This is a genomic window from Enterococcus sp. AN402, assembly GCF_040719405.1.
Classification (GTDB): Bacteria; Bacillota; Bacilli; order Lactobacillales; family Enterococcaceae; genus Enterococcus; species Enterococcus faecalis.
This window is the reverse complement of sequence record NZ_JBFDTM010000004.1, coordinates 2,170,425-2,191,916: the sequence shown is the minus strand read 5'-3', so window position 1 is coordinate 2,191,916 and position 21,492 is coordinate 2,170,425. Positions and strand designations below refer to the sequence as shown.

The window sequence follows — 21,492 nt, the reverse complement described above, 5'->3', positions numbered from 1 at the left end:
AGGTATACTGGTTTTAAATAGAGGAACAGTACAGTTCCCTGTTTCAGAAACGCGATGATTCGCGAAAAGGAGTGATGCACAATGTTGACACTTTATACTTCCCCAAGTTGCACGTCATGTCGTAAGGCTAGAGCCTGGTTGCAAGAGCACGAAATTCCTTTTAAAGAAAGAAATATTTTTTCTGAACCTTTAAATATTGAGGAATTAAAAGCAATTTTAATCATGACAGAAGATGGAACAGAAGAGATTATCTCTACTCGCTCTAAAGTTTTCCAAAAATTAAATATGGATTTGGACGAGCTTCCACTTCAAGATTTATTAGAGTTGGTTCAAGAAAACCCTGGATTGTTGCGTCGGCCAATTATGATTGATGAGAAAAGATTACAAGTCGGTTTTAACGAAGATGAAATTCGCCGATTCTTACCAAGAGATGTTCGACAACTGGAATTGCGCCAAGCACAATTAATGGCAGGTTTATAAAAAATATAAAATTTTGTTCTTTATTTGTTAATTGTAATAAAGAACGATTCATATGAATTTAGGGCCAGGGATTTTTATCTCTGGCTTTTTAATACATATTTAGAACTTGTATTCATTTGATTTGGCAGAACGTGGTCAAGGAAAAATAGTATCTTTTTTGGAGAGACTGCGTTAAGATGAAGAGGTAGAAGGAGCGAAAAACCAATCGTTAAAAAAGTTCAAAGTTTATAAAACGTTCGCTAGTTTTCGAGGATTTACAGACTTTCCACTTTACTTTTGTGTAGTTTTCGCTACAATGAACGTAAGAAGTTTCCTGATTGAAGCAAAGAGAGGTGTAGCGCTATGGAAATGGAACATATTAATGAAAATACGATTCGTGTGTTAATTGGCAACGAAGACCTGGCGGATAGAGGGATTACTTTTCTTGACTTACTAGGAAACCACAAAGATGTTGAAAATTTCTTTTATAGTATTTTAGAAGAAGTTGATGTCGAAGATGAATTCCAAGGTAGTGAAGCAGTCACTTTCCAAGTCTTGCCTAAAAATGATGGCTTAGAACTGTTTATTAGTAAAAATGTCGCTATGGACGACTTGTCTTCCTTAGAAGGTCTGAGCGAAGTCAATGCAGATGTTAGCGAATTAATTCGCAAACAAATTGAAGCAGACAAAGCAGCCGCCGATGAACTTGACGAGATGGAAGTCACAGATGAAACAAACAGAAATGTAATCTTTGAATTAGATAATTTTGAAGCGATGATCCAATTATCCAAAGAAGTCTTCATGCAATCTGTTTTGACTAACTTATACACGTACAACGATCGTTATTACTTACAAGTTTTGTTCTTAACCGATGAATTAGAAAAAACAAATGTTGACAATGAAATTGCACAGATTTTAGAATTTGCTCATAAAACAACTGTCACTCAGGATACTTTAGTCGAATATGGCACTTGTATTATGGAACGCAGTGCATTGGAATTAACACGTTATTACTTTAATGATTAAGCAAAAAAGCAAAAACTTTCGAGTTTTTGCTTTTTTTTGATGAAAATTAAGAAACTTTGCGTAGTTTATTTATGAGAGGTGAAAATCATGTTAACAGCTTTAACGGCAGACAACCAAGAATTATTTTCTTTAATCGATTGCTCGATTGATGAATTAACACAGATACGAAGCGAACAAGCTTTTGTGTGTCCAATGTGTCATCAATCGGTCATTTTGAAGGCAGGCCCCATTAAAATACCCCATTTTGCTCATCGTAAAAAGAATAGTTGTTGGTACGAAGCAGAAGCTGAAACAGAAGAACACCTCCGCTTGAAGCAGCTTTTTGCGGAAAAGTGTTTACGCGAAAAGCTGTCCTTTCAAGTTGAGGCATACTTACCCACCTTGAAGCAACGCCCAGATTTACTCATTGGGAAGATAGCCATTGAAATTCAATGTAGTCCATTGCCGATTAAACGTTTGGTGGAACGGACGGAGACTTATCAAGCTCATGGCTATCAAGTTGTTTGGATTTTAGGTGAACGATTAGTGCCTAAAGACAAGCTCACGCAATTAACGAAACAATTCCTTTACTTTTCGGAGTCCTTGGGATTTTATTTATGGACGGCCAATAAGAAGCAAGAACGAATAGAGTTACTTTGTCATATTGAAGAGAGTCAATGTCAACAATTTTATAGAAGAAAACAATCATGGGATTTTTACGAAAAAAAATTACTAGAAATCTTCCGACTACCGACCGCTAATTTAAATTTACTGCCAGATAGACGGCATACTGGTCAATTGATGCATGATTATTATCAAAAATTGACGCAACAACTTGGTTACAGAAATGCTCAGTTGCTTAGAACACAGAGCTTTTTATATACGAAAGGTTGTCACCTTCTCCAGTTACCTCCTTGGTTTTACTATCCTGGATTGAAGCTATTACCTTCTTCTGAAGAAGATATTCATTTAAAAATGCTTGTTTGGGAAGCACTAAAAACCAAAGAAGGGTGTTTAGTGACCAAACAGGAACTATGGCGTATCTTGGAAGCTATTTTTTTGGAAGAAGGGAACTTTGTTTGGCAGCCACTGCCGAATATTGGCTTAAAAAAGCTTTTTAAAATTGTGGGAAATAACTTACTGAGATGGTTACAAGAATGTTATGTGTTAATTAAAGTAAACAATAAGTACCTAATAACTAGTATTTTCCTAAGAGAAGATCCTGAAAAGCTCATTCATTGGCTAAAAAAAGTGAAAAAACAACATTTTTTTAGTCACACGTGTTAAATTATGATAGTATAATGAGTAAAACGTTTCTTAAAGGAGAGTAAACTATGAGCGAAATTAAACAATTACCAACACGTGATGAAGTTCCAACTCCATTGACTTGGGATTTAACCAAAATTTTTAAAGATGATGCTGCTTTTGATGTTGCGTATAATCAGTTGACAGAAGAGCTAAATCAAGCAGAATCATTTAAAGGTACCTTAGGGAATGGTGCAGAAGCTTTTCTAGCTGCGTTAGAATACGTTTTAGATGTCTATAGAAAAGTGGAAACATTATATGTCTATTCTCATTTAAAAAATGATCAAGACACTACAAATACAGCTTACCAAGCTTTATATGCCAGAGCTAGTTCTTTATATGCACAAGTTAGTGAAGCTGTTTCTTGGTTTGACCCAGAGGTTTTAACATTAAGTGATGAACAAATCTGGGGATATTTTGAAGAGCAGCCGAAATTAGCTGTTTATCGTCACTATATTCAAAATATTTTAGATGAACGTCCCCATGTTTTATCGATGGAACAAGAAGCTTTACTGGCGGGGGCTAGTGAAATTTTTGGTGCCTCAAGTAATACATTTTCAATTTTAAATAATGCAGACTTAGAATTTCCAACTGTGCAAAATGCTGAAGGCGAAACGATTCAACTTTCTCATGGCGTTTATGGTCAATTAATGGAAAGTGTCGATCCATCTGTTCGTGAAGCAGCATTTAAAGGGTTGTACAAAGTGTACAAACAATTTAGAAATACATTAGCCTCAACTTTAGGTGCACATGTTAAAACGCATAATTATAAAGCAAAAATTAGAAATTATGATTCTGCTCGGGCAGCCTCTTTAGCAAGTAATCATATCCCTGAAAGTGTTCACGAAACATTAGTAGCTATAGTAAATAAACATTTACCTTTGCTACATCGTTATGTAAAATTAAGAAAAAAATTATTAAACGTAGAAGAATTACACATGTACGACTTGTATGCGCCTTTGCTAGGTGAAGCACCAATTCGTTACAGCTATGAAGAAGCAAAAGAAAAAGCAATTGAGGCTTTAAAACCACTAGGTGAAGACTATTTATCTATTGTTAAAGAAGCTTTTTCAAGTCGTTGGATTGATGTGATTGAAAATCAAGGAAAACGAAGTGGCGCATATTCTTCAGGAGCTTATGACACAGCCCCATACATTTTAATGAATTGGCATGATAGTTTGGATCAACTATTTACATTAGTTCATGAGATGGGCCATAGTGTTCATAGTTACTATACAAGAAATAATCAGCCGTATGTTTATGGCGACTATTCAATTTTCTTAGCTGAGATTGCTTCAACCACAAATGAAAATATTTTAACAGAATATTTATTACAAACAGAAACAGATCCTAAAGTACGTGCGTATGTCTTAAATCACTATTTAGACGGCTTTAAGGGAACCATTTTCCGTCAAACGCAATTTGCGGAATTTGAACATTTTATTCACACGGAAGATGCTAAAGGCACGCCATTAACGAGTGAATATTTGAGTGAGTATTATGGCGAGCTCAATGCTAAATATTATGGACCAGAAGTAGTTAGAGACGAAGAAATCAGTTACGAATGGGCGAGAATTCCACATTTTTATTACAATTACTATGTTTATCAATATGCAACTGGCTTCTCAGCCGCTTCGGCATTGTCTAAACATATTTTAGCTGGAGAAGAAGGAGCTTTAGAGAAGTACCTTAACTACTTGAAAGCAGGAAGTAGTGACTTCCCAATTGAAGTGATGAAAAAAGCGGGCGTGGATATGACACAAGCCGCGTATATCGAAGATGCAATGAAAGTTTTTGAAGAACGTTTAACGGAATTAGAAGCTTTGGTTGAAAAATTATAGACAAAAAAAGGCTCTTCGTCAATGAGTGTTGGTGAAGAAATTCAATAGAATAATCGAGATACTCACACGGCTAGACAGCTATCTTGTCTAGCCGTGTTGTTGTTCTGGCTTTAGTCAGTTGGGTAGTATTCTTAGTTTTCTTAAAATATTTTCCTCGATATAAAAAGATTCGTTCTCGGTAGTTTTGAAAGTTTCTAAAGCCATAGGCAATTCGTTTTAGTACTTTGATATGGTTATTCAAACATTCTATAGGGCCGTTGGAATAGGGAACGCGCAACGCTCGTTTGATTTCTGTTTGGTATTTCTTGAAGGTCGTGAACACTGGTTGGTAGTGCTCTGGCAACTCCTTGTAGTCTTCTTTTAGGAGCGCGACGAATTCAGGAACATCTTGTCTTCTGATAACGGAAAGAAAATCCTGGTAGACTTCGTAGCCTCGCTTTAAGGAATCATCATAAGATAATAGCCGATCGACTATCTCTGCTTCTGTCAGATGATCTCGAAATGACGGACGCCAGTAGCGATGCTGACCTTTCAATTCCCACGCATTCTTTTGAAGTAGTCTCCAGTATTTCTTTAAGTGCTTCGACCGACGATCCCCTTTTTTAAAGGTCTTCATTACTTGAATTCGGTGGTTGGTAAAAGCCCGACCAATGTGTTGGCTAATATGAAAGCGATCGGCGACGATTCGGGCATTCGGAAAACACTCTTTCACCAATGTGCGATAAGGTGTATAGAAATCTGAAACCACTAGACGCACTTGTTCACGGACTTTTCTAGGGTAGCGCAAGAAATAGTCGCGTAAAGGATTGAGTTGCCGATTTTCCACAATATCAATCAGTTGATGGGTCTTGCCGTCCATCATGACAAAGCTCATGGCTCCCGAGACGTTTTTCACCGATTTGAATTCATCGAAACACACCACTTCTGGTAACGGCTGGTTCAAAGAAACGGTTTTAGGCCGAAGGCTGCGAAGTATTCGAATGACAGTGGTCGGAGAAATGTGCTTCATACGTGCAATCAAAGACATAGAAATAGGCTCACTTAATAGCTCAAGAATGGCTTGTTTGACTCTGCGGGCGATGGAGCAGCGACGATCACTAACTGAATCTTCTGCTAAAAAAGTCTTTCCACAGTGTTTACATTTGAAGCGCTGTTTGTTAATCCGCAGAATGGTCTTGTAGTTACTGACATCATTCAATAAGATGGATACTTTTTTCCAGCCCCATTTAATGATCGTTTGCTTATTTTGATAGTGACAATGGAAGCATTCCTCTGGTTGATAGGTCAATGTGCCATCAAAAACAAAACATGTTTCGTCATTGATTCGCTCTTTGCGAAAGGCATCTTCATGAAAGATAAGATTTAGGTCTAGAATATCTAGTAACTCTTTGGTAAACTCTGAATAGGACATCTTGAAACACTCCTTTGAATGGTTTTCGTCGACTTTATTCTAAAGGATTTCAAGGTGTCTGTTTGCGTTTATTAGAAAAAAGAAAAAGTATTGGCAACAGAAGGCGTCACCAACACTAGATATTATAGAGCCCAAAAAAAAAGTGGGCTATAAGTCGAAATGACTTATAGCCCACTTTTTAACTCTTAAGATAATCAGTTAACCGCTTTTCTCGCAGCATCTTTTTTATAATAAATGTAAATCTCCATTTGGAAAATGATAATTGGAGCGACGTTTAAATTCAAAGGTTGCGTCACCTTGGTCCAGCAACGGTTCGTTATGTGGATGGACACGACAAAGTTGTTTAATTTCATCCATGTTTTCAAAATTTTCGACTAAAATGCCGAAATCGTTCTCGCAAGTATAGTTGTAAACGACTGCGGTAGGATGTTGTTTAATCCCCATTTCTCGAGCAACTTTTTGGTCGGTTTGGAAAGATTCTTTGACAAAATCGGATTGTCGGTCTTTACGATACATATCAATATCCCCGCCGGCCGCTAGAAGTAGTTCTTCTGATAACTCAGGAGAGTAAGCTAGACCGTCTTCAGCTACTGCTTTTTGTAAGCCAATCAACAATTGTCGGCCTTTTTTTCGGCCTTGTAACTGTGCTGCTTTATAGTCAAGAGCGGCTGAGTATAAATCTTCAAAAATTCGATTCCGTCGTTTAATGTCATTAATCGGAATATGTTGACGACTCAAAAATTCATTGATCGTTTTCATGTTTAATAAAGGGATAAAGCGCAATTGTATTTTCTTCTTGTCGTTAACAGACAATTGTATAATTTCTTTTTCAATTTCTAAACAGACGCCGCCTAAAGGATTGACGAACAAATAAATTTCAACCATTCATACTTCCTCCAATGCCATGCTTTTTCAAATACAGGTGCCAGAACGTCAGTGCTTCGAATACTAAGGGGCAGTGGTCCGCATCATGCGTTGAATCTTGTTAGGTGCAAGCGTAATGGGAATGTTCAAATCAGCCATTAATGTTTGAAACGCTTGCTTGCCGCTTTCAGCTTCAGTAACTTCTAACTCTAATTCAAAATCGTGCTGTTGGTTATACCAACTTTCGTCTAACGCAAGTAGTCCTTGAGGAATTTGTTTTTCTGCACGTGCTGTTTTTAATGAACCAATTAAATGGATCGAGGCGATTTCAATACATAATTCTTGTAATTTCTTCGCCACAGCCCCCTCAGTAGGGAGGTGATTCCTTTTGATAAAGTGGTTCGCCGACTCAAGCGATAAAGGGTCATTGATTTCTAATAATCCTTCTGGCGCAGGAACTTTTAAGGTTAACTCACCACGATCTGCTAATACGCGAATTCTTAAGCCCATTCGTTGTGCTTTTAATTGAAAATCGTCCGTATCAAAATAATGATTTGTTTGCGTAAAAAAGTCCGTTTTTTGAATAGCAAAATGGTCGATTAATCGTTTGAAATCTTGCGGACTAACTAATGTTTTAAATTCAATTTCTAAGTGCTCACTCATGGGGTTCTCTCTCTTTCTTAAATCACTCCAATTTTCACATATTATATAGGTTTCCGTCAAGAAAAGTGGTCTTCTCTGTGAAAAATTTTTCTAATGAAAGGCGTTTGGAAATCAAATAGCGAATAACACCCTATTTTAGGGAGGACTGTGGTAAAATAATCAGTGAATGAAATTCAAGGAAATTGAGGGATCTACCATGGAACGAGAGTGGGAGCTGTTTTTAGCGCCATATGAACAGGCGGTCAGCGAATTAAAAGTAAAACTACGAGGTATTCGTAAACAATTTCGGGAGCAAGATAAACACATACCAATTGAATTCGTTACAGGACGTGTGAAACCAGTAGATAGTATTTTGACAAAGACGGCTATTCGGCATATTCCTTTAAATCGGATTGAAGAGGAAATGCAAGACATTGCTGGTTTGCGGATTATGTGCCAATTTGTGGAAGACATTTACCAGGTAGTCGCACTTTTAAGAAATCGTAAAGACTTAAAAATTGTGGAAGAACGGGACTACATTGAAAATAAAAAAGAAAGTGGCTATCGTTCGTACCATGTGGTAGTGGAATATCCTGTGCAATTAGTCACCGGGGAAAAGATTATTTTGGCCGAAATCCAAATTCGGACACTCTCCATGAATTTTTGGGCAACGATTGAACATTCTTTGAATTATAAATATCAAGGTGTCTTTCCTGAAGAAATGAAAGAACGCCTTCAGCGAGCGGCAGAGGCAGCCTATTTATTAGATGAAGAAATGTCATCTATTCGTGAAGAAATTCAAGAAGCACAACATTACTTCTCTCATGGCCGTGGATTGCTAGAAAACGAATACTATAAGCAAATTAAAAACGAAACACCAGAAAATCAGTAAAGGAGTCTGCTTATGAAAGTGGCGATTGTTCATAACTCGGAAGAAAAATCGAAACAAGTCACAAAACAACTGACAACACTATTAGAGCAAAACCAAATTCAAATAGACAATCGTCAACCTGAACTTGTGATTTCAGTCGGCGGAGATGGTACGCTTCTTTCCGCTTTTCATCGATTTAATCATCTGTTAAACGAAGTAAGTTTCTTAGGTGTACATACCGGACACTTGGGTTTCTATACAGATTGGCGTGATTATGAATTAAAAGAACTAGTTGAGAGTTTGTGTATTCATCGTGAAAAAAGTACGAGTTATCCATTATTAGATGTGCGGATTCGGTTTAGAGATGGGAAACCAGATAAACATTTTTTAGCATTAAATGAATCAACAATTAAACGAGGAAACCGGACGATGGTGGGCGATGTGTTTATTAAAGACGAACTGTTTGAACGATTTCGTGGTGATGGGTTGTCGATTTCGACCCCAACCGGCTCTACTGCGTATAATAAAAGTATTGGTGGAGCTGTTTTGCATCCTAGCATTAATGCGTTTCAGTTAACCGAAATCGCCTCCTTAAACAATCGTGTCTTTCGAACATTGGGGTCACCGATTGTAATCGCACATACGGAGTGGCTGGAGATTAAATTACAGGAAAGTGATGATTATTTTGTCACGGTGGACCAATTAGATATTTATCAAGAAAATATCGCTTCCGTCTGCTATCGAATTGCAGACGAACGGATTCATTTTGCCTCTTATCGGCACATGCATTTTTGGCATCGAGTGAAAGATGCCTTTATTGGTGAGGATTAATTAAACGATGGAATTTCAATGGACATACGACAAAGAAACAACACAACAAGTGAAATATTTTTTAAAGGAACAAGGCGTTTCAAAAGGGTTATTAGCTAAGGTGAAATTTCAGGGTGGTAAAATTCAAGTGAATGGGACCGTTCAAAATGCCATCTATCCTTTACAAACTGGCGATGTCGTTAAAATGACGATTCCAGATGAAGCGGAACATGAGACATTATTAACAGATGATGAACCGATTGAAATTGTGTTTGAAGATGATCATTTTTTAGTAGTTAATAAGCCTGCTGGCATTGCCTCGATACCTGCTCAGTATCATCCTTCAGGAACGATGGCGAATCGTGTTAAGGGCTATTACAAGCGTCAAAATTACGTGAATCAAGTTATTCATGTCGTGACTCGTTTAGATCGAGATACTTCTGGGCTGATGTTATTTGCGAAACACGGCTTTGCTCATGCTTTAATTGACCAAGAATTACGAGAAAAAAAAGTGACAAAAATTTATTATGCCCTTGTTGGTGGAGCGATTGAGCAGTTAAGCGAGCATCAATTGATTGAAAAGCCAATTGGGCGCGACTTGTCCTCTTTATTAAAACGCCAAGTTATCGAAACAGGTCAATTTGCTAGTACAGAATATTGGCTCGCAAAAAGAGGAGCCCAAGCAGCAGCTGTGCGCATTCAGCTCCATACAGGACGAACACATCAAATTCGGGTACATTTTGAAGCAATTGGCTGTTCATTGTTAGGGGATGAGATGTATCATGGAAAGATGGATCAAGGAATTGAGCGGCAAGCGTTGCATTGCATGGAACTAATTTTTACTCATCCTTTTACCAAAGAAACGGTTCATCTGATTTCCCCACTAGCGGAGGATATGAAAAGTGTAGATGATACGTTATAATAATAAAGAGGCAGGAGGGGAAAGTGTAAGATGAATGAAGGCCAAGAAATGGAAGAGCAATTTGCCCTTCTTTTAGAAACGCTAAAAAATCAACAAATGAACGAATTTCGTGAGCTATTTTTAGCGTTACACATTTATGAACAAGGACAATTTTACCAATCGTTAGATGAAAAAGACCGACAACATTTATACAATTACCTATCTCCGAAAGAACTAGCGGATATGTTTGATGTTATCGAAGAAGATAATGAGAATATGAAAGATTATTTAGCTGAAATGCGCCCAAGTTATGCAGCAGATATGTTAGCTGAGATGTATACCGATAATGCGGTGGATTTACTAAATATGTTAGATAAGAGTCAAAAGGCGAAATATCTTAGTTTGTTAAGTAGTGAAGAAGCAGGCGAAATTAAAGAGTTACTTCATTACGAAGATGAAACTGCTGGGGCGATTATGACCACCGAATTTGTTTCGATTGTGGCGAATCAAACAGTGCGTTCTGCGATGTACGTCTTAAAGAATCAAGCGGACATGGCGGAAACAATCTATTACGTTTACGTAGTCGACCAAGAAAATCATTTAGTCGGCGTTATTTCGTTGCGGGATTTAATTGTTAATGATGATGATACCTTGATTGCTGATATTTTGAATGAACGGGTTATTTCAGTTCATGTTGGCGATGACCAAGAAGATGTCGCGCAAACAATTCGTGACTATGACTTCTTAGCTGTGCCAGTTACAGATTATGATGATCATTTGTTGGGGATTGTAACAGTTGATGATATTATTGATGTTATCGATGATGAAGCCGCTAGCGACTACTCTGGTTTAGCCGGGGTCGACGTTGAAGAAGTTAGTGAGAACCCTTTAAAAGCCGCTTCTAAACGATTACCTTGGTTAATTACGCTATTGTTTTTAGGGATGTCTACGGCCTCGTTAATCAGTAATTATGAGTCGTTAGTTAGCGAAGCGAGTATTTTAGCCGTTTTTATTTCTTTAATTACCGGAACAGCCGGCAATGCCGGGACACAATCATTGGCGGTCGCGGTACGCCGTTTGGCTATGAAAGATGAAAAGGATAGTAATTTTGGTCGCTTAATCTTAAGTGAAGTACTCACGGGACTAGTGACGGGGGCTGTGACAGGTTTAACCATTATGATTGTGGTTGGCGTGTGGCAACATAATCTTCCGCTTGGATTTGTGATTGGGATGGCAATGCTCTGTGCAATTACTGTGGCGAATTTAGCAGGGAGTTTAATCCCAATGTTAATGGATAAATTAGGGTTTGATCCAGCAGTTGCCAGTGGCCCGTTTATTACTACCTTAAGTGATTTAACCAGTGTATTAATTTATTTCAATATTGCCAGCATGTTTATGCGTTATTTTGTTTAAAAAATTGCACTTATTTATCATGAGACTGAGGTAAAAGGATTCGTTGGTTTGCTTGAAATCAAAAAAGTGAGGTAGCCGTTAATACGACGGCTACCTCACTTTTTTAGATACAAGAAATTAAACAATTTTTGTGCCATGGACTTCTGTGACTTTTAAAGTGTCCATCACAGTTTGAACGTTTTCTGTGGAAATACCGCCACCTGGTAAAATAAGAATCCGTTGATCTGCGTAGACAATTAATTCTTTTAAATGATCAAAGTTGTCTTCGATAGGGGTACCAGCTGGCCCGCCATGAGTTAAAATACGCGTCACACCACGCTCAGCTAACCAGTCGATCGCCTTAAATTGATTTTCTTTCGACAAGGCATCAAAAGCCATATGGAAAGTGATTTGCAAGCCTTCAGCCGTTTCAATGAATAAGTCCAAAGCTTCTTCATCTAACCAACCGTCCTCAGTTAAACAGCCAATAACAATGCCGTCGGTTCCTAATTTCTTTGCTTCGATTAAATCGGTATGCATAATTTTTAATTCAATATCATTATAGACAAAATTGCCGCCACGAGGACGAATGATTGTCATCACTGGTACAGAATGTTCGCCAGCGTATGCTAAGACTTCTTCAATAACACCAGTACTTGGCGTCGTTCCACCCACGGCTAAGTTATCGCATAATTCGATGCGATTCGCACCTTTTTGAATGGCTTGGGGAATCTTAGTGAAATTTTCGGCACAGAATTCTTTAATCATTTCTTATCGCTCCTTGCTTTTTCTTCACAGGCATTGTACCATAATTCTGCTTACTACCATAGCCCTGAAAAAAAGAGTGCAACTTTTTATAAGAGAAAATGTTCATTTGATGAACGTAAGGAGTTTTAAATGTTAAAGAAAATTGAACGAGCACAACAATTATTAAAAAAAGAAGCAGCCGTTTTTCGCTGTCCAACTTGTCATGAACCAATGCATTTAGAAGGGGTTGGTCTGATTTGTCAACAGAGGCATCAATTTGATTTATCCAAGAAAGGCACGCTATACTTTCTAAATCATAGCGTTCAGACAGAATATAATAAAAAAATGTTTACTTCTCGAGGAAAAATGATTCAAAGTGGCATGTACGCGCCTGTTTTAAACAAAATTATGCACTATCTTCCTCAAAATAAAACAGTAGTCGATGTTGGTTGTGGTGAAGGGAGTTTTCTAGCTGAGTTAAGTCAAGCAGGCTTATCTGGACTGAAAATCGGGTTTGATTTATCAAAGGAAGGAATCTATTTAGCAAGTAATCAGCCAATTGATGCGTTTTGGTGTGTGGCGGATTTAACGAATTTGCCATTTGCGAATGAAGGGCTTGATACGATTTTGAATATTTTTTCTCCTTCACATTATCAAGAATTTCGGCGAGTACTAAAAGCTGACGGGACTGTGATTAAAATTATTCCTGAAGAGAATTACTTAAAGGAATTACGAGCGGCTTTTTATCCCAATGACGAAAAGAAACAAAGTTATTCCAATCAAAAAGTAGTCCAACGTTTTGCCGAGGAATTAGCTGTGGAAGTAGATGAACGAATAACTTATTGCTTTGACATTTCCGAGGAAAGACGGTTGGATTTATTAGAAATGTCGCCATTAGAGTGGCAAGTTTCTCAAGAAGTTAAAGCCGAGCTACAACAGCGACCATTGGAAAAAGTCACGATTGACGTCCGCTTGTTAGTAGGTCGTAAAAGATAGACTTTTTTGTGAAGAAAATCCTAAAAAAGTCTTGCAATAAAGTGACATTGGTGTTATATTACTTACAAGTTGTTTTTTCATTGGTTTTTATCAGGGTCCTGTTCTGATAAAAGTTAGTGAAGAGACCTTCACTAACGTAACGACTCGCCGTGCTAGACACCGAGACGGTACGTTTTTTTTATTGGTTAGAATAGCTGCCGCCTGACATCATCGCGTCATGCGGTTTTTTTTTGAAAATAAGTATTGTGGGCGCTATTTATTTTGAATTTATGCTAAAATGAACACGATTGATATTTGAGGAGCTGAAGATAGTTGACGAACCATATTGTTTTATTTGAACCACAAATTCCAGCAAATACTGGAAATATTGCACGGACATGTGCAGCGACGAATACACCGTTGCATTTAATTGAACCTTTAGGATTTTCAACAGATGATAAACACTTAAAACGTGCCGGATTAGATTATTGGAATGATGTAAATATTACGTATCATAAAGATTTGGCTGCCTTTTTAGCCCATGTGGCAGGAAAACACTTGCATTTAGTAACCAAATTTGCTCACCAAACATACAGCGAGGTCAATTATAATGATGGCGAGGACCATTATTTCCTTTTTGGAAAAGAAACAACGGGCTTACCAGAAACGTTTATGCGAGAAAACGAAGAAAAGTGTATCCGAATTCCTATGAATGATGAACATGTGCGCTCACTGAATCTTTCTAACACTGCCGCACTAATTGTTTATGAAGCCTTACGTCAGCAAAATTTTCCGAACTTAGAACTGACGCATCATTATGAAAATGATAAATTGGATTAAAAAAAGTTAAAACAGCAGCGCTTTTTTCAAAAATGTCAGAAGAAAGTGGTTTTATTTTTACTGTTGCCCAATTTCCAAGCCTAGAACAAAAAACAATTTAGATTTTTGTTCTAGGCTTATTTTGCTTGGATTACTAGAAACTTCCATGGATATTTTCGCAGGGAAGTGATAAACTAGAAAGACATATGAAGAGATAAAGAAGTTTGGAGAAGTTACATGAAATTATATTTTACACGACATGGAAAAACTGAATGGAATCAACAGAAACGATTTCAAGGAATGACAGGAGATTCGCCGTTATTACCAACTAGTTATGACGAAATTAAACAATTAGGCCAATATTTACAAGATATTCCGTTTGAAAAAATTTATTCTAGTCCGCTATTACGTGCCAAAAATACTGCGCGGGGAATTCAACAAGAATTGACTCATCCAGTTGAAATTGTTTATACAGATACCTTAAAAGAATTAGGTTTAGGTCGTCTAGAAGGACAATATATTGAAGAAATGCGTAATTTTTATGGAGAAGAATTAGATCATTTACGGCATCGTTTAGATTTGTATGATCCAACAATTTTTGATGGTGAACCAATCGAGCAAGCGATTCAACGGATTTCAGAAACAGTTGCTGAAGCGGCGAAACAGCACGAAGGTCCAGTTCTATTTGTCGGACACGGAGCAGCGCTGACGGCGGCAATCCAAGCGATGGCTGGTAAACCATTATCAGAATTACGGACAATGGGCGGGCTGTTAAACAATAGCCTCTCAATCCTTGAAACCAAAGAGGCATCAAGGAACATGCCGTACGACTTAACGTTATGGAATGATACGTCTTTTTTAGCTAAAGAAAAAGCACAATAAGCACACAACAGAAAGGAGGGCTTGTAGTGGTAACACTTTTTGGTGAGGACGAAGAAAAAGCCTTTATTGTTGGAACTGTACAAGCAATCTTTTTTGAAAATCCCAGTAATTTTTATAAAGTCGTTCTTGTAAATGTGACCGATACAAATACAGATTATTTAGAAAAAGAAATTGTAGTAACTGGTAGTTTTGGCCAAGTTCAAGAAGAGGAACCCTACCGTTTCTTTGGTCATTTTGTGGACCATCCTCGTTATGGCAGACAGTTTCAGGTGGATAGTTATCAGCAAGAAAGACCGACTTCGGCTAGTGGGGTGGTTAACTATTTATCAAGTGACAAATTTCCTGGCATTGGTAAACGAACTGCTGAAAAAATTGTTGAAGTATTAGGGGAAAGTGCGATTGACCGAATTATTGATGACCCGAGTGTTTTGGAAGAAGTTACTGTTTTAAATGAAAAAAAACGTCAAGTAATCGTCGAAACAATTCGCTTGAATCACGGGATGGAGCAAGTGATTGTGGGACTAAATCGATACGGCTTCGGTAGTCAGTTAGCTTTTTCAATTTATCAAACCTATCAAGAAGAAACCCTTTCTGTGATTCAAGAAAATCCTTATCAGTTAGTTGAAGATATTGAGGGAGTCGGATTTAAACGAGCGGACAATATTGCTGAACAAATCGGCATTCAGGCGGATTCTGCTGTTCGAATTCGAGCGGCGATTTTACATGAAGTGTTTGAACACTCCATTCGCTCAGGCAATACGTATGTTCAAGCAGATGTTTTATTAGAAGAAGCAATTCGGACCTTGGAAGCAAGTCGCCCAGTGGAAATCTCACCTGATCAAGTGGCCAATGAAATCATTACGTTAGTCGAACATGGAAAAATCCAACAAGAAGAGACTAAACTTTTTGAGAACAGTCTCTATTTTTCTGAATGGGGCATTGGTACTTCGATTCAGCGTTTACTTTCTCGTAAAAAAGAAATTCATTATGAGGAAGAAGAAGTCCAAAAAAATATCCGAATGATTGAGAAACGTTTAAATATTCAGTATGGCGACTCGCAACAAGCAGCGATTGAAGAAGCGATTAAATCGCCGTTATTTATTTTAACTGGAGGGCCCGGAACAGGGAAAACAACTGTTATTAATGGGATTGTCTCGTTGTTTGCGGAACTAAATGGTCTTTCATTAGATCTCAAAGACTATACGCAGGAGATGTTTCCAATCTTGCTAGCGGCGCCAACTGGGCGAGCAGCGAAACGTATGAACGAAACGACAGGTTTACCTGCAAGTACCATCCATCGTTTGTTAGGCTTGACAGGTCGTGAAAAAAATCCGAGTTTAACCGCCAAAGAATTAGAAGGTGGTTTGCTAATTGTAGATGAAATGTCAATGGTGGATACTTGGTTAGCCAATACGTTATTAAAAGCTATTCCGACAAACATGCAAGTGATTTTTGTTGGTGATAAGGATCAGCTACCGTCTGTCGGTCCAGGTCAAGTCTTACATGACTTATTGCAAATTAACGAAATTCCCAAATGTGAGCTAAACGAAATTTATCGTCAAGGAGACGGTTCAAGTATTATTCCTCTTGCCCATGAAATTAAAGAAGGAAAGTTGCCTGCTGATTTTCAAAAAAATCAAAAGGATCGCTCGTTCTTTGCAAGTGATATTGGTCATATTGAAGAATACATTCGACAAATCGTCACAAAGGCAAAAGCAAAAGGGTTTACGCCACAAGATATCCAAGTTTTAGCGCCAATGTATCGTGGCGCAGCTGGCATTGATGCCTTGAATAAGATGATGCAAGAAATCTTCAATCCAAATGAGGGGAAGAAAAAAGAAGTCAAATGGAATGACACCGTCTATCGGATCGGGGACAAAGTTTTGCAACTAGTCAATACGCCAGAATTAAATGTGTTCAATGGAGATATGGGAGAAATCGTCGGAATTACTTTAGCCAAAGACTCAGAGGACAAAGTGGACGAGTTGGTTTTACAGTTTGATAATAATGAAGTAACGTATAAAAGAAATGAATGGAATAAAATTACGCTATCGTATTGTTGTTCGATTCATAAAGCGCAAGGTAGTGAATTCCGCATGGTGTTACTGCCAATGGTTCATCAGTATAGCCGAATGCTGCAACGAAATTTGCTGTATACAGCAGTGACACGTAGTAAAGAATTATTAATTCTACTAGGTGAGGTTTCTGCTTTTGAAACATGTGTCAAAAACGAATCGGCTAGTCGCATGACGATGCTAAAAGAACGAATCGTGAACGCAGAACAAATGACCTTAACGACTAGAACTCAGTTAGAAGCCTATGAAGAAGGTTTAACGGCAGACCATCCATTTACTGAAAAGGAAACAAAAGCTGTCTCTTATGAAACTGAACAGCAATCAACGAAAGCCAATCAGATCAAAGAAACAGACGAGCAATTAGTTGACACAACGGTACAAGAAGTTTCACTATTTGCTGATGAAGGGGAAGAGTCAACCCCAGAAACAGCAAAGAAAGCGACAAAAGTTGTCGAAGAACCATTACCAAAAGAACCACGACTAACAGTCGAAATTATTCAAACAAATGCTGTTGATCCAATGATTGGAATGAAGGATACGACGCCTTATCAATTTATGTGAGAAAAGGAAAGAGTGCCATAAGTCGTTTTGACTTATGGCACTCTTTTTCAACCTTAAGGGACTCAGTTAAAACCAAAACAAACGTTTTTGTGTGGTATAAACCATATCAATACTTCGTTTGCCTAAAATCTCGCCATCTGCGTGAATGGTTTGTGGAATCGTCGAAACAATTCGAATTTTGCTTGATTGAAAATGATGAAAATGCTTAGATTTCCCTTGTTTTTGACGAAGCAATAGGAAAATAAGCCACAAAATTTTAAAAATATTGATTCGTTCCACGACAACTAAGTCCACGACTGCTTTGCGAGGATTGGCCGTCGGCATAATTGATACGCCCCCGCCAAAATAAGGATGATTTGTGACCGTACATAGGAAAGCACGATTAAATGTGTATTGTTTACCATTCATTTCAACTAAAATTGGAAAGCCTTTTTGTTTAAAAAAGACATGAATGATTGAAGAAATATAGGAAAGCGAGCCAAGCTTAAATTTATTTAAGGCTTTTTTTGATGACGATTCGTTGGTTTTTTCCACGATTGCCGCATCTAATCCTAAGCCAACATTATTGGTGGCTAAGCCGATTTCTTCTTGGTTGGCTTCTACATAATGAATCGTTTGAATTTCTTTTGGTCGTCTGGTGCGCAGGATTTGATGCAATGCTTTATCAATATTCCTTGATAATCCCACCCCTCGTGCAAAATCATTTCCAGAGCCGCATGGAATATAGCTTAAAGGAATAGCTGAATCATATGGAAGTAATGAATTAATGACATTATGTAGTGTGCCATCGCCGCCTAGCACGACTAGGATTGGAAAAGTTGAAACGTCTAAGTCTTCAGACCAAGGAAGTAAAGTTGTTTCTGCAAGTTCCTTCGTCAATTCTTTTTCATGTCCAGCGTAATCAGTGTAAAGAGCCGTATATTTAAGTTCTTGTTGCTTGAGTTGTTGAATCACTTTTCTAGCGACTTTTCGGCCATTGCCGCTACTTGCCTGCTCGTTGATAATAAGATAGTAGTGAATGTTCATTGAGCTCCTCCTTTGAATCGCTATTGTCCATTATACCAGAGGGAGGAACTTCTGCGAATAAAGATTGCTTAAAAAAGTAAAAAATGACTAGAAAAAGGCACGAAATAATGCATGAGAGGTGAAAACTGCAAATAAGTGCAAAGTAAAACAGGGCTTTCATTGACTATTTTGACGTTCCATATTAGAATGTGAACTGTTGCAATTGTAACCAAGGTTCATCAACCATCCCTTGTAAAAAAACTCGGAGAAAGAAGGAAAAAGTATGCAAAATTCGTTTCAAGCCAATCGAAAGCTAAGAACAGTCTTAGCCAATGGTATCATTATGGGCTTATATATTGTCCTCTCTTTATTGGTTCGGCCAGTTTCTTCTGGTATGATTCAATTTAGAATTTCAGAAAGTTTGAATCACCTAGTCGTTTTCAATCGCAAATTGATGTGGGGTGTTTTAGGCGGCGTTATCTTTTTTAACTTATTTTTTGGTTTCGGTGTAATGGATGCTCTGTTTGGTGGTGCGCAAACATTATTTGCGTTGAGCTTAACAGCTTTTTTACAAAAAAAGGTACCAAGTATTCCTGTTAGAATGTGTCTAAATAGTCTATTTTTCACTGTAAGTATGTTTTTTATTGCCTTTATGCTAGTACCAAGTGGCGGTCAAGCATTTTGGACAACTTATGGTTGGTTAGCATTAAGTGAAGCGATTATTATGACGATTTCAGCACCAATCATGTATTTTATCAACAAGTCATTAAAATTTGAAACACGTATTTAATTGAAAAGATGTGGATAGAAATGATTCATCCTTTGAATGGCAGTGAAGAAAAGTGTCGTTGCTATTAGTGAACTAAGTGATAGAATGAACTGTTTCTACCTCGTCTTTTTTACATAAAGAATAAGATCTACATTTTTTCTAAAAATTTTCATGTAAAACTTTACTAGTCTGTTGGAATACACTATGATAGTGTAAGATAAACGGACTATTGGAAAGTCACAGCAGAGGAGTTTGAACATGTACACATTTAAAATCGGTATTCCGGCAGAAGTACACGATACATTTGTTAAAAATCACCCATTATGTAATTTACTACAGTCATCTTCATGGGCAAAAGTCAAGGATAACTGGGGTTCTGAAATTGTTGGGGTTTATGAAAAGGATACATTAGTCGCATCAAGTTTAGTTTTAATCAAACCATTACCAGCCGGTTTTACGATGTTATATACACCAAGAGGTCCAGTAATGGACTATACAAATGAACGTTTGGTCAGCTACTTTATGGCTGAATTGAAAAAATTTGGCAAGAAAAAACGAGCTTTATTTATAAAAATGGATCCAGCGGTTCACTATCAAGATTTTCATTTGGGAGAAGAACATCAACCGCATGCTGAAGCGACAGCTATTATTGAGACCTTGAAAAAAGCAGGGGCCAAATATCAAGGACTGACAATGGATATGGGGGCCACCATCCAGCCCCGCTTCCAAGCGAATATTTATCGTGAAGATTTTAGTGAAGAACAATTGTCAAAAAGCACCAAGAAAATGATTAAAACAGCTGAAAAAAAAGGGGTTGTTGTGCAGCAAGGGCATGTTGACTTTGTTGATGAATTTGAAAAAGTCATTCAATCAACCATGGAACGCCAACATATTTCTTTACGGAATAGTGATTACTTTAAGAAGCTGTTGAACATTTACCCAGAAGACTCCTTTATTATGCTGGCGCAAGTCAATTTAAAGGAACGCTTAGATAGCACGCGACAACGCTATGACAAAAATCAAAAAGACTTGAGTAATTTGAAAGAAAATCAAGTGAAAAAGCGCCATAATTTAGAAGAATTAGATGCTTCCTTGACTCGGGAACTAAAAGAATTAGAAGAAAATATCGCAGAAGCTGGTGAAATCGTCACGGTTGCTGGCGCTTTGGCTGTGACATTTGGTCCAACAAGTGAAATCCTTTATGCTGGCTTAGATGATCGTTATAAACGCTACATGCCAACATATGTGACTTGGCGAGATGCCATTCAAGAATGTTTTAACCGTGGCTGCGAAAGCTGTAATATGGGCGGCTTAGAAGGTAGTTTAAATGATGGCTTAATTAAGTTTAAAGCGAACTTCAACCCAACGATTAATGAATTTATTGGGGAATTCGATTTACCGGTTAATAAATTATTATTTAAAGCCAGTGAATATGCCTATAAATTACGAAAACAAAAAAAATAAATAAAAAACACAGGGACTAAAAATCAAACTTGATTTTTAGTCCCTGTGTTTTTTTCTATAGTTTTTGCGTTGTATTCCGTTTCATTAAGCGAAGCAAAACGCTAGCAATTGCTGAAGCAGCTACACCAGCAACAAGAGCTTCTGGCACACCAGAACTGAAAATCGTCGCAATAATAGCTAGGTAAACAGCAGTTCCAGCTTTACCAATAATTTCAGCATAAGCTGAATTAAAAAGAAAATAAATCATGTTCATGACTAAAATGGTATTCGTTGCTGAGCCTAAAACACCAGCCACAAATAAGGAGACAGGTTGCGCTTTTTCCTTCGTTAATTTATTTAGCCATTTGTAAGCGAAATAAGGAACGACCCCAATTAAAATCCGCGGAATGAGCACAATTAAAAGTGCCTTCCAACTACCATGATCGGTACCGATCACAGGAATAAATGGAGAAAAAACAAACGACAAAGGTGTTGGTGCTGTCGTATTTTTAATTAAGCTAATGATCCCAAACGTGCCGCCCAACATACTACCGATTTTTGGCCCTAAAACAATGGAACCAATAATTACAGGAATATGCATCGTGGTCGAATTTAAAGGACCTAATGTGATAAATCCTAGCGGGGTTAAAGCCAGTAAAAGTAAGATAGCTAAGAACATTGCTGTTAACGTAAATTTTTTCGTGTTATTCATAAA

Annotated in this window: 20 protein-coding genes; 14 read left to right on the top strand and 6 right to left on the bottom strand. The window is 37.6% G+C overall.

Annotation, left to right across the window (positions count from 1 at the left end; translation table 11 throughout):
- Positions 1-81: 81 nt before the first annotated feature.
- The 4 genes from spxA (at position 82) to pepF (ending at position 4,610) form a co-directional block, all read left to right on the top strand.
- On the top strand, positions 82-480 hold the full coding sequence (spxA, locus tag AB1I62_RS11990; protein WP_002356477.1) for a transcriptional regulator SpxA: 399 nt from the start codon (positions 82-84) through the stop codon (positions 478-480).
- Positions 481-822: 342 nt separating this feature from the next.
- Positions 823-1,485, top strand: a complete 663-nt coding sequence (locus AB1I62_RS11985; protein ID WP_048737912.1) for an adaptor protein MecA — start codon at positions 823-825, stop codon at positions 1,483-1,485.
- A gap of 87 nt (positions 1,486-1,572) precedes the next feature.
- Entirely contained in the window at positions 1,573-2,751 is a 1,179-nt protein-coding gene (locus tag AB1I62_RS11980) for a competence protein CoiA family protein (RefSeq protein WP_048737914.1), read from the top strand.
- Positions 2,752-2,798: 47 nt separating this feature from the next.
- Positions 2,799-4,610 (top strand): oligoendopeptidase F, encoded by a 1,812-nt coding sequence (gene pepF, locus AB1I62_RS11975; RefSeq protein ID WP_048737916.1) that lies wholly within the window; start codon positions 2,799-2,801, stop codon positions 4,608-4,610.
- Between the two features lie 70 nt (positions 4,611-4,680).
- On the opposite strand, the gene AB1I62_RS11970 is transcribed toward pepF, so the two are convergent.
- The 3 genes from AB1I62_RS11970 to AB1I62_RS11960 all read right to left on the bottom strand — a co-directional run bounded on the left by AB1I62_RS11970 (position 4,681) and on the right by AB1I62_RS11960 (position 7,548).
- Entirely contained in the window at positions 4,681-6,021 is a 1,341-nt protein-coding gene (locus tag AB1I62_RS11970) for an ISL3 family transposase (protein ID WP_127978659.1), read from the bottom strand.
- 225 nt (positions 6,022-6,246) lie between these two features.
- The gene (locus AB1I62_RS11965; RefSeq protein WP_367019311.1) at positions 6,247-6,906 is read right to left on the bottom strand and encodes a ClpXP adapter SpxH family protein; all 660 of its coding nucleotides are present in this window, start codon (positions 6,904-6,906) and stop codon (positions 6,247-6,249) included.
- Positions 6,907-6,969: 63 nt separating this feature from the next.
- Complete coding sequence (locus AB1I62_RS11960) at positions 6,970-7,548, bottom strand: CYTH domain-containing protein (protein ID WP_048737918.1); 579 nt, start codon at positions 7,546-7,548, stop codon at positions 6,970-6,972.
- A gap of 196 nt (positions 7,549-7,744) precedes the next feature.
- Here AB1I62_RS11960 and AB1I62_RS11955 point away from each other — a divergent pair, with 196 nt between their 5' ends.
- The 4 genes from AB1I62_RS11955 to mgtE are packed head-to-tail and all read left to right on the top strand — an operon-like array spanning position 7,745 to position 11,522.
- Positions 7,745-8,419: a GTP pyrophosphokinase family protein gene (locus AB1I62_RS11955; protein WP_002356484.1), complete on the top strand. Its 675-nt coding sequence runs from the start codon at positions 7,745-7,747 to the stop codon at positions 8,417-8,419.
- Positions 8,420-8,431: 12 nt separating this feature from the next.
- On the top strand, positions 8,432-9,229 hold the full coding sequence (locus tag AB1I62_RS11950; protein WP_002356486.1) for an NAD kinase: 798 nt from the start codon (positions 8,432-8,434) through the stop codon (positions 9,227-9,229).
- A 7-nt stretch (positions 9,230-9,236) separates the two neighbouring features.
- Entirely contained in the window at positions 9,237-10,130 is an 894-nt protein-coding gene (locus AB1I62_RS11945; RefSeq protein WP_002356487.1) for an RluA family pseudouridine synthase, read from the top strand.
- Between the two features lie 30 nt (positions 10,131-10,160).
- The gene (mgtE, locus tag AB1I62_RS11940; protein WP_002362548.1) at positions 10,161-11,522 is read left to right on the top strand and encodes a magnesium transporter; all 1,362 of its coding nucleotides are present in this window, start codon (positions 10,161-10,163) and stop codon (positions 11,520-11,522) included.
- Between the two features lie 117 nt (positions 11,523-11,639).
- Here mgtE and cutC read toward each other — a convergent pair whose 3' ends face one another.
- The gene (cutC, locus tag AB1I62_RS11935) at positions 11,640-12,269 is read right to left on the bottom strand and encodes a copper homeostasis protein CutC (protein ID WP_002356490.1); all 630 of its coding nucleotides are present in this window, start codon (positions 12,267-12,269) and stop codon (positions 11,640-11,642) included.
- Between the two features lie 129 nt (positions 12,270-12,398).
- Here cutC and AB1I62_RS11930 point away from each other — a divergent pair, with 129 nt between their 5' ends.
- The 4 genes from AB1I62_RS11930 (at position 12,399) to AB1I62_RS11915 (ending at position 17,560) form a co-directional block, all read left to right on the top strand.
- Positions 12,399-13,244 carry a methyltransferase domain-containing protein gene (locus AB1I62_RS11930; RefSeq protein ID WP_002356491.1) on the top strand — a complete coding sequence of 282 codons (846 nt, stop codon included), beginning with the start codon at positions 12,399-12,401 and terminating at the stop codon, positions 13,242-13,244.
- Positions 13,245-13,556: 312 nt separating this feature from the next.
- Positions 13,557-14,063, top strand: coding sequence for a tRNA (uridine(34)/cytosine(34)/5-carboxymethylaminomethyluridine(34)-2'-O)-methyltransferase TrmL (gene trmL, locus AB1I62_RS11925; RefSeq protein WP_002356493.1), 507 nt, complete (start codon positions 13,557-13,559; stop codon positions 14,061-14,063).
- 216 nt (positions 14,064-14,279) lie between these two features.
- Positions 14,280-14,924, top strand: coding sequence for a histidine phosphatase family protein (locus tag AB1I62_RS11920; protein WP_002362550.1), 645 nt, complete (start codon positions 14,280-14,282; stop codon positions 14,922-14,924).
- A gap of 26 nt (positions 14,925-14,950) precedes the next feature.
- Complete coding sequence (locus AB1I62_RS11915) at positions 14,951-17,560, top strand: ATP-dependent RecD-like DNA helicase (RefSeq protein WP_048737920.1); 2,610 nt, start codon at positions 14,951-14,953, stop codon at positions 17,558-17,560.
- 66 nt (positions 17,561-17,626) lie between these two features.
- Here AB1I62_RS11915 and AB1I62_RS11910 read toward each other — a convergent pair whose 3' ends face one another.
- The gene (locus AB1I62_RS11910) at positions 17,627-18,586 is read right to left on the bottom strand and encodes a diacylglycerol kinase family protein (RefSeq protein ID WP_002356498.1); all 960 of its coding nucleotides are present in this window, start codon (positions 18,584-18,586) and stop codon (positions 17,627-17,629) included.
- A gap of 262 nt (positions 18,587-18,848) precedes the next feature.
- Between AB1I62_RS11910 and AB1I62_RS11905 the strand changes: the two genes are divergently transcribed.
- Together AB1I62_RS11905 and AB1I62_RS11900 are read left to right on the top strand one after the other, a co-directional pair.
- Positions 18,849-19,355 (top strand): QueT transporter family protein, encoded by a 507-nt coding sequence (locus AB1I62_RS11905; RefSeq protein ID WP_002356499.1) that lies wholly within the window; start codon positions 18,849-18,851, stop codon positions 19,353-19,355.
- Between the two features lie 237 nt (positions 19,356-19,592).
- Positions 19,593-20,798, top strand: coding sequence for an aminoacyltransferase (locus AB1I62_RS11900; protein WP_002385715.1), 1,206 nt, complete (start codon positions 19,593-19,595; stop codon positions 20,796-20,798).
- Positions 20,799-20,853: 55 nt separating this feature from the next.
- Here the strand turns inward: AB1I62_RS11900 and AB1I62_RS11895 are convergent, their stop codons facing one another.
- Positions 20,854-21,489, bottom strand: a complete 636-nt coding sequence (locus AB1I62_RS11895; protein WP_317068197.1) for an ECF transporter S component — start codon at positions 21,487-21,489, stop codon at positions 20,854-20,856.
- Positions 21,490-21,492 lie beyond the last annotated feature (3 nt).

Coding starts and splice junctions, on each gene's coding strand:
- spxA (WP_002356477.1), top strand. CDS start 82: ATGTTGACACTTTATACTTCCCCAAGTTGCACGTCATGTCGTAAGGCT.
- AB1I62_RS11985 (WP_048737912.1), top strand. CDS start 823: ATGGAAATGGAACATATTAATGAAAATACGATTCGTGTGTTAATTGGC.
- AB1I62_RS11980 (WP_048737914.1), top strand. CDS start 1,573: ATGTTAACAGCTTTAACGGCAGACAACCAAGAATTATTTTCTTTAATC.
- pepF (WP_048737916.1), top strand. CDS start 2,799: ATGAGCGAAATTAAACAATTACCAACACGTGATGAAGTTCCAACTCCA.
- AB1I62_RS11970 (WP_127978659.1), bottom strand. CDS start 6,021: ATGTCCTATTCAGAGTTTACCAAAGAGTTACTAGATATTCTAGACCTA.
- AB1I62_RS11965 (WP_367019311.1), bottom strand. CDS start 6,906: ATGGTTGAAATTTATTTGTTCGTCAATCCTTTAGGCGGCGTCTGTTTA.
- AB1I62_RS11960 (WP_048737918.1), bottom strand. CDS start 7,548: ATGAGTGAGCACTTAGAAATTGAATTTAAAACATTAGTTAGTCCGCAA.
- AB1I62_RS11955 (WP_002356484.1), top strand. CDS start 7,745: ATGGAACGAGAGTGGGAGCTGTTTTTAGCGCCATATGAACAGGCGGTC.
- AB1I62_RS11950 (WP_002356486.1), top strand. CDS start 8,432: ATGAAAGTGGCGATTGTTCATAACTCGGAAGAAAAATCGAAACAAGTC.
- AB1I62_RS11945 (WP_002356487.1), top strand. CDS start 9,237: ATGGAATTTCAATGGACATACGACAAAGAAACAACACAACAAGTGAAA.
- mgtE (WP_002362548.1), top strand. CDS start 10,161: ATGAATGAAGGCCAAGAAATGGAAGAGCAATTTGCCCTTCTTTTAGAA.
- cutC (WP_002356490.1), bottom strand. CDS start 12,269: ATGATTAAAGAATTCTGTGCCGAAAATTTCACTAAGATTCCCCAAGCC.
- AB1I62_RS11930 (WP_002356491.1), top strand. CDS start 12,399: ATGTTAAAGAAAATTGAACGAGCACAACAATTATTAAAAAAAGAAGCA.
- AB1I62_RS11920 (WP_002362550.1), top strand. CDS start 14,280: ATGAAATTATATTTTACACGACATGGAAAAACTGAATGGAATCAACAG.
- AB1I62_RS11910 (WP_002356498.1), bottom strand. CDS start 18,586: ATGAACATTCACTACTATCTTATTATCAACGAGCAGGCAAGTAGCGGC.
- AB1I62_RS11905 (WP_002356499.1), top strand. CDS start 18,849: ATGCAAAATTCGTTTCAAGCCAATCGAAAGCTAAGAACAGTCTTAGCC.
- AB1I62_RS11900 (WP_002385715.1), top strand. CDS start 19,593: ATGTACACATTTAAAATCGGTATTCCGGCAGAAGTACACGATACATTT.
- AB1I62_RS11895 (WP_317068197.1), bottom strand. CDS start 21,489: ATGAATAACACGAAAAAATTTACGTTAACAGCAATGTTCTTAGCTATC.